At 45.3% G+C, this 16,719-nt stretch carries 11 protein-coding genes; 3 read left to right on the plus strand and 8 right to left on the minus strand.

What is annotated here, in order from left to right; all coding sequences use genetic code 11:
• From ACRC32_RS26815 to ACRC32_RS26825, 3 genes are all read right to left on the minus strand, one after another.
• On the minus strand, positions 1-1,843 hold a 1,843-nt coding region (locus tag ACRC32_RS26815), incomplete at its 3' end, for an FAD-dependent oxidoreductase (RefSeq protein WP_438556833.1).
• A 218-nt stretch (positions 1,844-2,061) separates the two neighbouring features.
• On the minus strand, positions 2,062-2,319 hold the full coding sequence (locus tag ACRC32_RS26820) for a sarcosine oxidase subunit delta (RefSeq protein WP_438556834.1): 258 nt from the start codon (positions 2,317-2,319) through the stop codon (positions 2,062-2,064).
• A gap of 2 nt (positions 2,320-2,321) precedes the next feature.
• A complete protein-coding gene (locus tag ACRC32_RS26825; protein ID WP_438556835.1) occupies positions 2,322-3,563 on the minus strand; it encodes an FAD-dependent oxidoreductase in 1,242 nt (413 codons plus the stop codon).
• Positions 3,564-3,715: 152 nt separating this feature from the next.
• Between ACRC32_RS26825 and ACRC32_RS26830 the strand changes: the two genes are divergently transcribed.
• On the plus strand, positions 3,716-4,345 hold the full coding sequence (locus tag ACRC32_RS26830; RefSeq protein ID WP_438556836.1) for a helix-turn-helix domain-containing protein: 630 nt from the start codon (positions 3,716-3,718) through the stop codon (positions 4,343-4,345).
• Positions 4,346-4,599: 254 nt separating this feature from the next.
• Here ACRC32_RS26830 and clpB read toward each other — a convergent pair whose 3' ends face one another.
• Together clpB and purH are read right to left on the minus strand one after the other, a co-directional pair.
• Positions 4,600-7,227 (minus strand): ATP-dependent chaperone ClpB, encoded by a 2,628-nt coding sequence (clpB, locus tag ACRC32_RS26835; RefSeq protein ID WP_438556837.1) that lies wholly within the window; start codon positions 7,225-7,227, stop codon positions 4,600-4,602.
• Positions 7,228-7,387: 160 nt separating this feature from the next.
• A complete protein-coding gene (purH, locus tag ACRC32_RS26840) occupies positions 7,388-8,962 on the minus strand; it encodes a bifunctional phosphoribosylaminoimidazolecarboxamide formyltransferase/IMP cyclohydrolase (RefSeq protein ID WP_438556838.1) in 1,575 nt (524 codons plus the stop codon).
• 175 nt (positions 8,963-9,137) lie between these two features.
• Here purH and ACRC32_RS26845 point away from each other — a divergent pair, with 175 nt between their 5' ends.
• Positions 9,138-9,662, plus strand: a complete 525-nt coding sequence (locus ACRC32_RS26845) for a DUF937 domain-containing protein (RefSeq protein WP_438556839.1) — start codon at positions 9,138-9,140, stop codon at positions 9,660-9,662.
• 62 nt (positions 9,663-9,724) lie between these two features.
• On the plus strand, positions 9,725-10,717 hold the full coding sequence (fmt, locus tag ACRC32_RS26850; protein ID WP_438556840.1) for a methionyl-tRNA formyltransferase: 993 nt from the start codon (positions 9,725-9,727) through the stop codon (positions 10,715-10,717).
• 20 nt (positions 10,718-10,737) lie between these two features.
• Here the strand turns inward: fmt and ACRC32_RS26855 are convergent, their stop codons facing one another.
• The 3 genes from ACRC32_RS26855 to ACRC32_RS26865 form a co-directional block, all read right to left on the minus strand.
• Entirely contained in the window at positions 10,738-11,091 is a 354-nt protein-coding gene (locus tag ACRC32_RS26855) for a DUF6464 family protein (RefSeq protein ID WP_438556841.1), read from the minus strand.
• Positions 11,092-11,222: 131 nt separating this feature from the next.
• Entirely contained in the window at positions 11,223-12,656 is a 1,434-nt protein-coding gene (locus ACRC32_RS26860) for a sugar transferase (RefSeq protein ID WP_438556842.1), read from the minus strand.
• Between the two features lie 399 nt (positions 12,657-13,055).
• On the minus strand, positions 13,056-16,541 hold the full coding sequence (locus tag ACRC32_RS26865) for a Calx-beta domain-containing protein (protein ID WP_438556843.1): 3,486 nt from the start codon (positions 16,539-16,541) through the stop codon (positions 13,056-13,058).
• Positions 16,542-16,719: the final 178 nt, after the last annotated feature.

The raw sequence follows: 16,719 nt of genomic DNA on the forward strand, positions 1-16,719 counted from the left end.
ATTGGGTGTAGTATTCAGGTCGTCGCCAAGCTCCTGCTAGCATAAACTCAGCGCCCAAAGCAGCATGACGACTATGCAAAGGAGTATAGCGCTCTGGAGTAAAGCCCCGTCCGGCTAAGTGCGATAAGGGAACTGGATGAAAGAACGGTCGAGCTGTTGTCGTACCCACTTCACCAGGAGATTTACCTGTAATGCGTGCTAAAACTCGCAATGCATTCATGTTGGAGTGCTTGCCCTGGCTCGGTCCCATGCCTACGGTGGTAAATCGCTTCAGCAATTCAATATTGTCAAATCCTTCCTGAATGGCGTTGGGAAAATCTTTGAACTGAAGATCTTCATCAAAATCGACAAAGTTCTTACCTGCCGGATGTTCCACGATCGCCCACGGATGTGAGGGGGATTCTGAACCAGGTGCAACAGCAATCTCGACTTTTTCTGTCAATCCCAGAAAAGTAGCCGCCTCTAATCCAGCCCGACGACCATCAACTAACTTGCGATCGAACTCGTACGCGCCATTCACCCGTCCGCAGGCAAAGACACCCGCAGGTAAGCGTTCGGGAACGAACTGCTGCAAGTCTTCATCAAAGCGCATCTTCGCGCCTGCTTGATAGAGCAAATTTGCTGCACCTGCCCAGCCGACACTCATAATAATCCCATCGCAGGCGATCGCTTGTTTGAATTCTGTCTGCGTGCCGTTGGCATCCAGCGGACAAAGAATAGCACTAGAAACGCCATCTTGAGCCGGATTCGTTCTGGCTTCGTAAATACAATGGCTGGTGAAGATGGGAATACCGAGCGTTTGTAAAGCTTGAGTTGTTGGGTTAGTCGTGTAGATTGGGCGTAAATCTGCGATCGCCTTCACCTCAACACCATGTTTTGCTAAATCTAAAGCAGCTTGATAACCGTCACTATTAGCCGTTAATACCACGGCTCGCTGCATCGGTTTGACAGCATAGCGATAAATTAATCGTTGTGCAGCAGAAGCTAACATCACTCCTGGTAAATCGTTATTGCGAAACACGGCTGGCTGTTCGTATGCCCCATTTGCCATCACGACGGCTTTTGCCCGCATTTTAGTCAGGCGATGGTCGCTTCGCGAACCGCCGAAGGCATCGCGATCGACCAGTGGAATCCAGTTATCCGCGTAATACGCAGCAGCTACTGTTTCGGTGTAGAGCCGGATGCGATCGCAGTTTTTAACTGCTTCTACGAGTTCGTGCGTCTGCGTCAACCATCCACCAGAACCGCCTGCGCGTGGATTCTCATCCACAATCACTACATCTGCCCCTGCATCGGCTGCGGCTAACGCTGCTGAAAGTCCTGCCACGCCTGCGCCAATAACTAGCACATCGCAGAAATCATACTGCTTTGCCGTGCGAATGTGGGGTGTGGAAACATCAACTTTGCCCAATCCACTCAGATTGCGGATCGTCCGTTCCCAGAAGGGAAATAGCCTTTTGTTGTGAAAGGCTTTGTAATAAAACCCGACTGGGAGGAATGGGGAGAAAAAATCTAAAATGCTGTGGCGATCGCCCATCACCCCACCATTCGTATTCACCGCATACAAAGACATTCCCGCCTCTATTGGCGTAACATCGGCTCTCACGTTGAGCCGTTGCCCATTTTGCATCAGAGCATTAATGTCGTGACTCGCCAAACTCAAAATTCCGCGCGGACGGTGGTATTTGAAACTGCGTCCCAGCACTCGTTGTCCAGCAGCCCATAACGCACTGGCGATTGTGTCTCCGGCATAACCCCAAAAGCAATTTCCTTCAAAGGTAAAGTCAATCCGCTGGCTGCGGTCGATCCATTCACCGGAAATAGGTGGTAGGCGATTGCTCATAGGGCAATAGGTTGGGTTAAAAGCGATCGCTCCGCGAAGATCCCCCCTAGCCCCCCTTCAAAAGGGGGGAACAATGCTCTCATTTTTAAAAGTTCCTTAAAAAGACTGAGCCAAACGCTCCACCAATCCTGAGATGAGAGGAACAATGCCCCCCTTTTTAAGGGGGGTTGGGGGGATCGAATCTTATCCCAACTGTATTGCCTCATGCAACATTCTCCTCACCGGATAAATAGATACAAATAAGTACGCAAAACCTCATCAGTCAGCGTATTGCGCTCTGCAATAAACCAGGTATTACTTGGCGTATGACACCACCATTCCTGTTTAATTCCAGGTACGCCAGTGCGGTTAAATACATACTCTGCCCACTTTTGGTCATCTACTGTTTGCGGATCGGGCATGGAGCGAACTTCCCCGCCACAGATAAACTCAGAAATCGGTCTTGTCCCGTTAATCGGACAGGTCATCATTTTCATTGTTAATGCCCTACTGATGCTGCACCCTTCTCACCCACCAACGCATAATTTTTGAAGCGATCGAGGGAGAATTTTGCAATTAATTCGTGAGTGCGATCGTTTGCCACGGTATACGCCATCGTTTTGCCACACACCGGAGTTGCTTTAAAACCCCAAGTTCCCCACCCAGCATCGAGATAAAATCCCGCGATCGCAGTTTTGCCCATAATTGGCGCAAAATCAGGAGTCATATCTGCCATGCCCGCCCATTGCCGCACGATCTTAACGTGAGAGAGAAACGGAAAGAGTTCGAGCATATGCGCTGCTAGCCCTTCCGCAAAATCTAGGGTCGATCGCGTGGAATGCAATTCGTAAGGATCGAGAGATGCTCCCATCACTAACTCCCCGCGTGCGGTTTGACTCACATAAACGTGCAGGCTACCCGAAACAATAATTGGATCGAGCCAGGGTTTCATTGGTTCGCTTACCATTGCTTGGAGTGGATGCACGTAAAGGGGCGATCGCAGTCCTACCATTTGCAAGAGGCGCGGTGTAAATCCGGCAACTGCACACAGTACTCGTGGTGTAGAAATCGTCCCTTTGCTGGTCTGTACTCCTGTCACTTTGCCCGATTCAACGTTAATTCCCAGGACTTCGGTTTGCTGGTGAATTTCGACTCCTCGCCGATCTGCACCGCGACCGTAACCCCACGCCACGGCATCGTGGCGAGCAATACTCCCAGGTGCGTGATACAGCGCGCCCATCACTGGCGCTTTGCCACCACACGTCAAATCCATGTGCGGGCAAGCTTTTTTAATTTCATCTGGCTCGACTAATTCGCTCTCAATGCCGAAATGCTTGTTCACCTCAGCCCGCCAACGCATCGTTCTTACCGCAGAGTCAGTATGAGCTAGCGTGAAATGTCCCCGCGTGGAATAAAACAAGTTTAAATCGAAATCCTGCGCTAAATCTTGCCACAGTCGCACCGATTCATCGTAAAATTTTACGCCTTCTGGGGTGAGATAGTTAGAGCGAATAATCGTCGTGTTGCGTCCCGTATTCCCGCCGCCAAGATAACCTTTTTCTAACACGGCAATATCGGTCATGCCATAATCTCGCGCCAGATAATAAGCGGCTGCCAGTCCATGTCCACCTGCACCAATGATGACAGCATCGTAGTTCGGTTTGAGGCGATCGCGATGGCGGAACATTGCGGGTTCTGGATGCTGCTTCGCCAGCGCAAATTTCAGCAGATTTAAAGGCATCTTAAGTTTCCTGACAGGAACCTTTGCTGAATATCATGCATCAAAGATTTCTGGGTGTCAACAAAGTTTCCTGCTATGATTCGAGACGATGCAGGGTGAAATGGTAGTCAGCGCCGTTTCTCTATACTGCTCCTATACTGTGAGGTAAGCGCATGACAGATGCCACAGCAAATGGTCTAGAGCGACGAGCTGAAGTACCAGCCGTCGATCCGCTAGAACGCTACATTGGCAGTACGATTCGAGAAATGCGCCAAAAACTCGGACTCACCATTGCCGAAATTTCGGAACAGACGGGAATTTCACGGGGGATGTTGTCCAAGATTGAAAACGCTCAAACTGCTACAAGTTTGGAAACATTGACGAAAATTGCCCGTGCTTTGGGCATTTCCCTGTCAGCCTTCTTTCGCAATTACGACGTACCCACAGGCAGCGCCCAGCATGTGAAGAAAGGTGAAGGGATGGAAGTTGTACGTCGCGGCACAAAGCGAGGACATACCTATCAATTGCTGGCATACGATCGCGGTTCGACAAAACTATTTGAGCCTTTTCTGATCGCTATGGATGACGCTTCAGAGGTGTTTCCCACCTTCGAGCATCCTGGGGTTGAGTTTATCTATATGCTGGAAGGAAAGCTTGAATACCGTCACGGACAATCAACTTACTTGCTAGAACCTGGTGACGCATTGACTTTTCGCGGTGATATTCCTCATGGTCCTGAAAAACTGATCGAGTTACCGATTCGCTTTCTTGCCATCATTCACTATGCCACATCTGATGGCTGATGGCGATCGCCAAATAGGGATAAATTCACAATGTAATGCAATGTGCTACTTTCTCTTGTTCCCCCCAATTCATCGGGGGGCTAGGGGGACCTCTTCGCAAATAACGCAGTTCTCCGATCCCCCAACCCCCTTAAAAAGGGGGCTTTATTCCTCCCTTTTTAAGGGAGGCTAGGAGGGATCGTCGAGGTCTGAAACTTCAAGTGCGTAAATCCTGAATTTATAAAAAAATAGGTGGGCATTTGCCCACCTATTAATTAATTAGATTGTGTTGTCAATATCTCCACGGGCAAACGCTTGAAAGCAAGGCGTTCGTTTTCCACATCAACAAAGATCGTGTCGCCGTCGTTGAATTCATTCCGCAGAATTGACTTAGCAATTTGCGTTTCCAATTCCCGCTGAATTGCCCGTTTTAAAGGACGCGCACCAAATACGGGATCGTAACCTACTTCTGCCAAGAAATCTAAAGCAGCTTCAGAAAGACGCAACGACATCTTGCGATCGCCCAGTCTTTTTTCCAATCGCTGAATTTGCAACTTGACAATCTGCCGCAATTCTTGCAATTGTAGGGCGTGGAAAATAATGATCTCGTCAATTCGGTTGAGGAATTCTGGACGGAAACTATTACGCATCGCTTCCATCACCCGACTGCGCATTTCATCATAGCGCGAGTCATCTCCGGCAATATCTAAAATGTATTGCGAACCGATGTTGCTGGTCATAATTACAATGGTATTCTTGAAATCCACCGTATGACCTTGAGCATCAGTCACCCTACCGTCATCCAAAATTTGCAGCATGACGTTGAACACATCTGGGTGTGCTTTTTCAATTTCGTCAAATAGCACGACAGAATACGGACGACGGCGAATCGCTTCAGTCAGTTGTCCCCCTTCGTCATAACCCACGTAACCAGGAGGCGCACCAATTAAACGCGATACGGCGTGTTTCTCCATGTACTCCGACATATCGATCCGTACCAACGCCTCTTCGGTGTCGAAGAGATAAGCGGCTAAAGCCTTGGCGAGTTCGGTCTTGCCTACGCCCGTAGGACCGAGGAAGATAAAACTAGCAATCGGACGATTCGGATCGGCTAAACCAGCACGCGATCGCTGAATCGCATCAGCTACAGCTGTAACTGCTTCATTCTGCCCGATGACGCGATGGTGCAATTCGTCTTCTAAGTTGAGTAGTTTCTCTTTCTCAGTTTCGACTAACTTACTGATTGGAATACCCGTCCACTTAGAAATAACTTCAGCGATATCGGCTTCGGTAACTTCCTCCCGCAGCAGCGATTTACCTGTTTTTTGCGTTTGGGTTAACTGACTTTCAGCGGCTTCCAATTGTCGATGCAAATCGGTCAATTTTCCATATTTTAATTCCGCCGCTTTATTGAGATCGTAATCTCTTTCTGCTTGCTGAATTTCGACGTTGACGCGATCGATCTCTTCTTTAACAGACTGAATTTTATCGATCACATCTTTTTCAGACTGCCATTGAGCGTTAAGCGCCGCTTGTTCTTCCTTGAGATCGGCAACTTCTTTTTCTAACCGTCCTAACCTTTCTCGGGAAGCCGGATCGCTTTCTTTTTCTAAAGATAAGCGTTCCATTTCTAATTGCAAAATCTTGCGATCGATCTCGTCTAATTCCTCCGGCTTTGAAGTGATTTCCATCTTCAACCGCGCCGCCGCCTCGTCTACTAAGTCGATTGCTTTGTCGGGTAAAAAGCGATCGCTAATGTACCGATTTGACAGAGTAGCCGCCGCAACCACAGAACTATCGGAAATTCTTACCCCGTGGTGGACTTCATACCGTTCTTTCAAACCGCGCAGAATCGAAATTGTATCTTCTACACTGGGTTGATCGACATAAACTTGTTGGAAACGTCGTTCCAACGCCGCATCTTTTTCAATATATTTGCGGTATTCATCTAAAGTTGTCGCCCCAATACAACGCAGTTCGCCCCGCGCCAGCATTGGTTTGAGCAAGTTCCCTGCATCCATCGCCCCTTGGGTAGCACCCGCACCGACAACGGTGTGAATTTCGTCGATAAATAGGACGATATTACCTTTAGACTCGGTAACTTCTTTCAATACCGCTTTCAAGCGTTCTTCAAACTCACCCCGAAACTTCGCCCCTGCAATTAATGCTCCCATATCTAAGGCGATTAACTTGCGGTCTTTGAGCGACTGGGGTACGTCACCAGCGACAATCCGCTGAGCGAGTCCTTCGGCGATCGCAGTTTTACCCACACCAGGTTCGCCAATCAGTACGGGGTTATTTTTAGTGCGGCGAGACAAAATCTGAATCGTGCGGCGAATTTCATCGTCTCGTCCGATTACAGGATCGAGCTTACCTTGACGGGCAGCTTCCGTTAAGTCGCGTCCGTACTTTTCGAGTGCTTCGTATTTGCCTTCTGGGTTTTGGTCGGTCACTTTCTGATTTCCACGCACTTGTTTAATCGTAGTTTTTAGTTTGTTTTCGTCTAACCCAAACTCTTGAAATAAACTCCTACCAAAGCGATCGTCCTTAGCGTAAGCTAACAACAAATGCTCGATCGAAATGTATTCGTCAGCAAATTCCTGACGGTAAGCATCGGCTCTATCTAACAGGGTATCGAGGCTGCGTCCTAGATAAACAGAGCTAACGCTACCAGAAAGTTTAGGCTGACGTTGAATAAATTGCTCGGTGCGATCGCGTAATTTTGGGACGTTAACACCAGCTTTATTGAAAATACTACTTGCCAAGCCTTCTTGTTCCAGCAGCGCTTTCATTAAGTGTTCGCTTTCGATTTGCTGCTGTGGCACGGCTTTAGCAATATCTGGGGTATGCGCGATCGCTTCCCAGGCTTTTTCGGTAAATTGATTGGGATTAGTGGGTTGCATCCGTTACTCTCCCCTCCTCTAAAATCTACTAACCATCAGAGCTATTTCTAGGCTATTCCTAGCTCGTGCCTCCCTCTAAGGTCATTGTAGAAATACTGACATGGGATGCAAGGTCGGTGTTTACGCAATCCATACGGGGTATTTCCGAATGGGGAGTGACTTAATGCAAAAAATGCCTTACACCTGTCAACACCATCACAATTCCCAATTCATTTGCTGCCTTAACTGAATCTGCATCCCTGAGACTTCCCCCAGGTTGAACGATCGCAGTTATGCCAGCAGCGGCGGCTGTTTTGACTGAATCATCAAAAGGAAAGAACCCATCGCTAGCTAGTACCGCAGCTTGAGCTTTTTCTCCAGCTTGTTCTAAGGCAATTTGTACCGAACCGACACGATTCATCTGCCCCGCACCTACACCAATGGTAGCGCGATCGCGGGTCACGACAATCGCATTTGATTTGACGTGCTTGCAAACTTTCCAAGCAAATAGTAATTCTTCTAACTGGGCTGAAGTTGGTTGTTTTTCCGTTACCATTTGCCACTGTTGAGGATCGGCAACCATATCGTCAGATGCTTGTACCAAGAAGCCACCCGCGATCGCTTTTATTGTCTCTTTTGCACCCGTGCCTAATTCTGGTAATACTAAAACCCTAACTTTAGATTTACTCGCCAGAATTTCCCGGGCTTCTGGTTCGCATTCTGGAGCAACGACGCATTCTAAAAATGTCTTTGTTAAAGCTGTAGCCGTAACTGCATCAATTGCCCGATTTAAGGCAACAATTCCCCCAAAAGCCGAAACTGAATCAGCATTAAAAGCCTTTTCATAAGCTTCGGAAATTGTATTTCCCAATGCCGTACCGCAGGGATTTGTATGTTTAATAATTGTCGCTGCGGGGAGATCGGTAAATTCTGTAATTATTCGCCTTGCTGCTTCTAAATCGACTAAATTGTTGTAACTCAATTCCTTCCCTTGAAGTTTCGTCGCAGCCGCCCAACCCGTTGCTGTCGTTCCTGTCTGATACCAAGCCGCAGGCTGATGCGGGTTTTCCCCATAGCGTAGAGATTGTACTTGCTTGCCTGAAATTGTAAAATTTTGGGGTAATTCTTCCCGACTCCCGTACGGGCGGGTTTCTAAACCCGCCCCTACCGACTCCTGACTCCCTAAAAAAGAAGCGATCGCGCGATCGTAATTCGATGTATGCCAAAAAGCTTTTTGGGCGCAAGCAGCGCGAAATTCAAATGAGACTTCTCCCTGTTGGCGTAATTCCTGCAAATATGCTGCGTACATCGCAGGTTCGCACAATACGGTTAAGTGAGCAAAATTTTTAGCCGCTGCCCGGATCATTGCGGGACCACCAATATCGATTTGTTCTACTGCTTCTGCTAGAGTCACGTCAGGCTTGGCAATCGTTTGCTCGAACGGATAGAGATTGACTGCCACCAGATCGAAAGGGCGGATATTGTTAGTCTCTAGATCTGTCACGTCTTGCGGTACATCCCGCCGTGCTAAGATGCCACCATGAATCCGAGGGTGAAGAGTTTTGACGCGCCCGCCGAGAATTTCTGGTGAACCAGTGTAATCTGCAACTTTAGTCACTGGTAATCCTTCTGCTTTAATGGCTTGAGCCGTTCCGCCGCTGCTCACAATTTCAAAGCCAAATTCTTCTACCAAACTACGGGCAAAATCGATCAGCCCTGTTTTATCAGATACACTCAGCAGCGCCAAACGTGCCATAGTTCCCAGTCCCCTGCAATTCAATTCAGACAAAGAACTATTGTACGTTGTTAGTTATCAGTTATCAGTTTGTTGGTTGACAGCGAACAGTTGTGTGTTTCGACAAATGACAAATGACAAATGACAAATTCATGGTATTAGACATTATGGAGATGTCAAATGGAGATTAGAGTAAATGGGACTCTTCGATCAGATCGTCAGTGCAGTCGGTAACTCTAACCAAGCTGGTAGCGCAGGTCAAATTGGTGCTATCGTCAACACGATCCAACAGCTCAGCAACAATACTGGTGCAGACCCTTCTACCCTACAATCAGTATTATCATTAGTGGGCGGTCAGGTGCGCTCGTCCTTACAACAGCAACGCGCTGTTAATGGCGAAGCACAAGCACAGGCGATCGTCAATCAGTATAGCGGCACGGAACCCAGCCCTCAAGCTGTCGATACTCTGTTTTCTTCAAACCAACAGCAACAACTGATCCAACAAATCGCCCAGATGACAGGACTGAATTTGGGTTCGATCCAGCAGATGCTACCCATACTCGTGCCGCTAGTGCTGAATTTGCTACAATCTGGGACTCAAACTCAAAACCCCCAAGGCGGCGCTAATCCCGTCCTCAACGCTTTTCTAGATGCCGATCGCGATGGGGATGTGGATGTGGCTGATGCAATGCAAATGGCAAGCCGCTACTTAAGCCGATGAAATAAATTGTAAATTATGTCGTGGTTTGCACGACATAATTTACTTTTACTCTTGACTTCCGAATGAAAATCATCTTCTTCGGTACTCCCGAATTTGCCGTTCCAACTCTAGAAAAGCTACTCAGTCATCCAGAATTTGACGTTGTGGCGGTTGTCACTCAACCAGATAAACGTAGAGGGCGAGGCAATGAATTAATCCCATCACCAGTAAAAAGTGTTGCGACAGCACGGCAAATACCCGTATGGCAACCTTCAAGGGTGAAAAAGGATGCTGAAACTCTGAATTTACTAAAACAGTCTGAGGCAGATTTTTTTGTAGTTGCTGCCTACGGACAAATTCTTTCTCAGCAGATTCTCGATCTGCCACGCTTGGGTTGCATTAACGTGCATGGTTCGATTTTACCCAAGTATCGCGGTGCTGCGCCCATACAGTGGTGTTTGTATAACGGCGAGACGGAAACCGGAATTACGACGATGTTAATGGATGCGGGGATGGATACGGGGGCAATGCTTCTGAAAGCATATACGCCGATTCATATCCTAGACAATGCCTACGAGTTAGCCGCCAGACTATCAACGTTGGGGGCAGATTTATTAATAGAAACGCTGTTGCAATTAGCAAGTCAGGAGATCGAACCCATTCCCCAAGATAATAACGAAGCAACCTACGCACCTTTGATCGAAAAGGAGAATTATGCCCTCGATTGGTCAAAAACTGCGATCGCGCTGCACAATCAAATTAGGGGCTTCTATCCCAATTGTACGGCTACCTTTCGCGATCGCATTCTGAAAATACTCGCTACTGTACCTCTCGATGCTGCCTATACGTCGCAGCTCTCACCAGATTTGCAGCATCCACTCCATAACTTTTCTAATTTGTCAAGCGATCGTAGTCCTGGGGAGATCGTCCAGATTGTTAAGGGCATAGGAGCCGTCATTCAAACTGGTGCAGGTTTATTGTTGTTGCGGGAAGTCCAGCCAGCAGGAAAACGCCCTCAGTCAGGCTGGGATTTTGTCAACGGCAACCGCCTCACTGTGGGAGAGGTATTCTTGTAGAGGTGCAATATTTTGCCTTTCTACATATGGGTTTCATAATAGCGACAGCGATCGCAGGGTCCCTCTGGGTTTACCGCACAACGGATCAACTCAGAATGGGCGTTGAAGCGACAGCTAGCATCGCCAATCACCCAACGTCCCTCAACAAAACTTTTCTCTGCTGGTCGTGCCGCTGACTGTACGTAAAGCGCAATCTTATTCAAACGATAACGCCCCGCTTTCAATTGATAGCGGTGGCGACGTTCTAAAACAGCGTAGGTTTTCCCTTCTAAATCTAAATAGTTCCCTGGTTGGGGAGTCCAATCGAGCATAACTTTGCCGAGGGACTGACGCGGATGCGTCAGAATAACCTCGGTTGGCAAATCTGGTTCCATAACTCACATTCAGGTGTAATGCCGACTACTTTTTGGATGGTATCGCACAATTACCTTTGTCTGAGCAGTTTGAGACGATGTTTTAGGATTGGTAAACTAGAAACGTTACGTGTGATATCCGTACCGTAGTGCTAATATGCACCTTTGCGACCCAGCACTACCGCGATCGTTTTGAGTAGGATTTGGATATCTAACCACAGCGACCAGTTTTCCATATACTTGATATCTAGGCTGACAACCTTATCGATTTCATAATCATCACTATTAGACCGACCAACTTGCCATAAACCAGTCATACCAGGTAAAACTTGGTAGCGGATAAAATGGCGATCGGCAAATTTCTCTACATCTGAGTTTGGTACTGGTCGCGGTCCAACTAGGCTCATCTCACCGCGCACGACATTAAATAGTTGTGGTAGTTCGTCTAAACTATAGCGCCTCAAAAATTTGCCTATACGAGTAATACGCGGATCGTTTTCTATTTGAAACAAGACACCATCTTTCCACTGATGATTAAACTCTACACTTTTTTGCGATCGGTCTGCATCAGTTTTCATAGTTCGGAATTTCCAAATTTGGAAGGTTTTCCCATGCAATCCCATACGATTCTGCTTATAAAAAATAGTACCGGATGAATCTATTGCAATCAGCAACGATATCAATAAGTAAACCGGAACTAAGATTAAAATAAGTGCGATCGCAAAAATGAAATCAAAGCATCGCTTAATTAAAAAATCGCTACCTGTAGTTAGGTAAGATCTGAGTTCAAAGGTGGGAATTTTACCTAAAAAACTCAATTTAATATTTTGCTCAATAACTTGTAAGTTAGCAGGCAAAACATGTATATTAACTCCCATATTTTTGAGTTTCAGATAGAAAAGAGGTTGAGAATTAATGGATTCCCAAGAGTAGATCAAAATATCAGACACTTTTAATTTATAAATATTTTGTAGTAAAAGATATTGTTCGTTTATAGTATTAATATCTGACCAGCCAGCAAAATGATATCTCTGTTCGTTTTCTAATAGCTTAATAGCTGAGTTTTTATCTTCGAGCTTGGATATCAAATATATAGGATAGCGAAGAAAACCTTGTTGCCGTAAATTTTTAATGGCGATATCTATACTATATCTAAAGCTACAAACCAAAGTAATGTTTGAAATTCCAGAGAGAATGAAAGAGAGGTATGAAGTAATTTTTGAATCTTGCAAAAAGAAGACTATTGATAATAGTAGCAAATGGGCAAAGGTTAAGGTTTTAATAATGTTAATATAATCTCGACGCTTGTCCCCAGCTTGATATAGCTCTTTTGAAGCTAATAGACTAACTTGAAATGTAATAATTGTGGCGATCGCGAGTAAACTATTTTGATTGTCATTAAGTAAATAAAAAGGTTCGCCAAAGCTCGCTGTCACTTGGTAAGATATCAGTAAAGCACAAATATCGAATAGCAATAATGTAATCAGTCTTCTCCAGCGTTGACCTATTCTCTTTCCGAGTTGGCTAAATAGTGGAGCACGTAAATCCCGATCGTACTGATTAGGTAAAACAGTAGTAGATGTCATAATCTATGAATATTGGACTGAAAATCGTAAGATTTATTCGATAATAGAGATTACTACGTTCGATATTATGTACTCTGCTTTGGCTTAAAGATCGAGAAGAATTAATATAGCTATTGCTTGTCAGAATACAATTTGATTTGCGATCAAATTAAGCCTCTATTTCTGATTGAGATAGGCGATCGTAGTGGATGTATGTAAGTTATAAATTAATATTAAAGTCATCTGCTAATTTTTCAGTGCAGCAAATATACGGAAAATTTTTGCTTTTAGATAAACGATTTATCAACGAACTCGGTGAATTCAAGTATTTACAATGAGAAGATATGCATTAGAGGTGCGCGGCGATTCACGCACCTCTAGTTTGTAGTAAAGCTTAACGCTATACTAACCAGAAATCACTTAGGCAATAATAAAATCGCTGGCACTGAGAGTAGGTTTACCGGAGAATTGAGCGACGGCTGACTCTCCTCCTAATACGCCTAGATCTGGATTGTAGAACAAGTTTCCGGTTTCTAAGCTGTATACGATTTTTGCAGTACTGCTTTTAGCAGCGGCATCCGTACCAACTGATGCAAACTCTTCAGTAGAACTGAATCCACTGCCAACATTGCTGGTAAGTCCGAAGGTCATTTTGCCGAGGACAATTTTGTCTAATTCGCTGCTCTTGAAATCGCTAATAATATCGACACCAATATCAAACGTAGAGAAGGCGGCACCAGTATTGTAATCGAAGCGATCGGCTCCAGTTCCACCTACTAAAGTATCATTGGCTCCTTGACCTACCAGGGTGTCATTACCTGCACTACCGAGCAATGTATCGTTCCCCGTACCACCTGCCAGCTTATTAGCACCATCATTGCCGGAAATGATGTTGTCTAGACTGTTACCAGTACCGTTGATATCTGCGTTTCCAGTTAAAGTCAGGTTTTCTACATTAGTCGTCAGGCTGTAGTTGATGGAAGAAAATACGAGGTCGAGACCTGCATTTGTGTTCTCACTTACTGCATCTCCAGCATTGTCAACTACGTAAGAGTCGTCACCGTCACCGCCTTTCATGGTATCGCTGCCTAACCCACCATCCAGGTAATCGTTTCCTGTTAAACCTTCAAGGGTATTATTGCTAGTGTTCCCAATCAAAACGTTATTACCAGCATTACCAGTACCATTGAGAGCATCAAAGCCAGTAAGAACAAGTTTCTCAACGTTATCTGTTAACGTGTAACTAACTGAAGCATGAACAGTATCAAAACCTGTATCAGTTCCTGCTGACTCAATAATGATATCGCCAGTACTGTCAACGTAGTAGACATCGTTACCTAACCTGCCCGACATAGTGTCGTTACCAGCACCACCATTGATGATGTTGGCATATTGAGTAGTCAGACTACTATCAACTGAAATGTTGTTATCCAAATCGTTACCAGTACCACTAATGTTGCCCTGGTACAGCACTAAGTTTTCAACGTTATCGCTGATAGTGTAGGAAGTGGCGGCGGAGTGTACGGTATCCAACCCCTCATTAGCAGCTTCCACAATGATGTCTTCTGGTAGACCGACGAGATAAGTATCGTTCCCCAACCCGCCATATAAGGTATCGATGTCACCTGTACTGCCATCGAGGGTATCGTTACCAAGCCCACCAAGGATGAGGTCTTTACCGCCACCACCATCAAGGTAGTCGTTACCATCTTTACCATCGAGGGTATTAGCTATATTGTTACCAACGACTGAGTTGTTCAAGCTATTGCCAGTACCGTTGCTAGCTAAATCGGTTAAGGTGAGATTTTCAACATTGATTCCTAGAGCATAGGTGATGGAAGACTTAACGGTGTCATTGCCACCGCTATCAGTTCCATTAGACCAGGTTTCTACAACTTGGTCTCTGAAATTGTTAACGACATATGTATCATTGCCGACTCCGCCTTTGAGATAATCTTTGCCAGCGCCACCGTCAAGCAAATCATCTCCACCATTTGCAGAGTCATCGAGAAGCCAGTCATCTCCATCTCCACCATAGAGGGAATCGTTGCCAACATTACCTCTAAGAGTGTTGTTACCAACATTGCCGATTATCTTGTTGTTTAAGATATTACCTGTACCATTGATGTTGGTGATTCCGGTTAATGTCAACTCTTCGACATTATTAGTCAATGTGTAAGAAACCGATGCTTGTACGAGGTCAATCTCATTCAGTAGCGTAGAGCCTTCCGTTACTACATCTCCAGTGTTGTCGACAATGTATGTATCGTTGTTTGTTCCACCAGAAAGGTTATCAGCTCCAACTCCACCATCAAGAGTATCGTTACCACTATCACCACTGAGACTGTTATTGAGATTATTACCGATGAGGATGTTATTGATGGTATTGCCAGCCCCAGTGGTAGCACTTCCAGTCAGAGTTAAATTCTCAACGTTACTATCTAGCGATCGCTCGTAATTTATTGATGACACAACTGTGTCAATGCCTTGACCGCCGTATTCAGTCACTCTATCAGCAACGTTGTCAATAATATAAGTGTCGTTGCCAGTCCCACCAGCTAGTGTATCATTACCTAATCCACCATCAAGGAGGTTGTCACTACTATTGCCAGTTATAGTATTAGCAACGCCGTTACCTATCCCTTCAATCTTGCCAGTTCCTGTCAAGACTAACGTCTCAAATCTGTCTTTCAGGGTATAGCTGAAATCGGTTTCGATGGTGTCTCTGCCGCCGGTGTCATTGCCACTGCTGTCAGATTCAATCGGATTATCGCTTGGGTTGTCGAGAACGTATCTATCATCTCCAGCACCACCTATAAGCGTGTCAATACCAGCGCCGCCATCAAGGACATCGTTGCCAGCACCACCTGTTAGAGTGTTGCTATTACTATTACCAATGAGTGTATTATCGCTACTGTTGCCCGTACCATCGATTTGGCTAGTTCCCAAAAGAGTTAAGTTTTCTACGTTGGTAAGATTAGCCAAGGAGTAAGTGAAATTAGCTTGAATCGTATCGCTACTTGGGTCGGTATCTTCAATAACCGTGTCTCCTACGTTATCTATAACGTAAACATCATCACCAACCCCGCCTTTTAAGGTATCAGCACCAGCTTTGCCATCAAGGATGTCGTTGCCAGCCTGACCATCAAGGGTATTGTTACCACTATTACCAATCAGGCTATTATTGCTACTGTTACCAGTACCAGTCAGATTTTCAGTTCCCAGTAAGATGAGATTTTCGACGTTAGAGGTTGAGGTTGAGAGAGAATAGTCAAAGTTAGTTCGAACAGTATCAATGCCTGCATTCAAATCTTCGACAACTGTGTCCGTACTATCAATAGTGTAGATGTCGTCGCCAACTCCGCCCTTTAAGGTATCAGTACCTGCTTTAGCATCTAGATTATCGTTACCAGCCAGTCCCTCTAGGGTATTATTACCGCTATTACCGGTCAAAACGTTGTTACCACCATTACCAATACCATTAACATTAGCAGTACCAGTAAGAGCTAAATTTTCAATATTAGCAGCTAGAGTTGTGGTAGTATCTGCAACTTTAGTGTCGGTAATCTTACCAATTCCAGTAGTCACCAGATTATCTGTAGTACTGCTGTTAAGGGGAGTACCTTTAGGAATAAAAACATTAACTAAGAATGTTTCATCGGTTTCATTAATGTTGTCATTGAGAATGGGAATGCTAATAGTCTTAACAGTTTCTCCTGGATTAAAAGTGACAGTTAAATTACTTGCGGCTGTATAGTCTTGTCCGCTCGTAGCTGTGGCATTAACCGTGCTGTATTTTAAGATTTGACTGAGGGTAAGAGGTTCTGAAAGGCTAATTGTGAAAACTAGGCTAGTAGATTCACCCTCAACAATCGTAGCACCACTGATATTGAATGTAGCAGCCATTTGTCCTCCAATTATGAACTTGAAAATAATCTTGATCGAACTTTAAAACATCACTGTTTTAGCAATAAAGACTAGCAATCAGACAACCGAAGAATTACGTATGCGCTATCGTTAAATAATTTAATTTTGTAAATTTCCATGAAAATAATTATTGTTGAAAAACTATGGGTTTTTAATC

This window comes from Chroococcidiopsis sp. (assembly GCF_051657925.1).
In the GTDB taxonomy this organism is placed as follows: Bacteria; Cyanobacteriota; Cyanobacteriia; order Cyanobacteriales; family Chroococcidiopsidaceae; genus Chroococcidiopsis.

Bases quoted from the DNA above. Each gene is read 5' to 3' on its own strand.
- purH (WP_438556838.1), bottom strand. From the start codon at position 8,962: ATGGCACGTTTGGCGCTGCTGAGTGTATCTGATAAAACAGGGCTGATC.
- ACRC32_RS26820 (WP_438556834.1), bottom strand. From the start codon at position 2,319: ATGAAAATGATGACCTGTCCGATTAACGGGACAAGACCGATTTCTGAG.
- ACRC32_RS26860 (WP_438556842.1), bottom strand. From the start codon at position 12,656: ATGACATCTACTACTGTTTTACCTAATCAGTACGATCGGGATTTACGT.
- fmt (WP_438556840.1), top strand. From the start codon at position 9,725: ATGAAAATCATCTTCTTCGGTACTCCCGAATTTGCCGTTCCAACTCTA.
- ACRC32_RS26855 (WP_438556841.1), bottom strand. From the start codon at position 11,091: ATGGAACCAGATTTGCCAACCGAGGTTATTCTGACGCATCCGCGTCAG.
- ACRC32_RS26830 (WP_438556836.1), top strand. From the start codon at position 3,716: ATGACAGATGCCACAGCAAATGGTCTAGAGCGACGAGCTGAAGTACCA.
- ACRC32_RS26845 (WP_438556839.1), top strand. From the start codon at position 9,138: ATGGGACTCTTCGATCAGATCGTCAGTGCAGTCGGTAACTCTAACCAA.
- ACRC32_RS26865 (WP_438556843.1), bottom strand. From the start codon at position 16,541: ATGGCTGCTACATTCAATATCAGTGGTGCTACGATTGTTGAGGGTGAA.
- clpB (WP_438556837.1), bottom strand. From the start codon at position 7,227: ATGCAACCCACTAATCCCAATCAATTTACCGAAAAAGCCTGGGAAGCG.
- ACRC32_RS26825 (WP_438556835.1), bottom strand. From the start codon at position 3,563: ATGCCTTTAAATCTGCTGAAATTTGCGCTGGCGAAGCAGCATCCAGAA.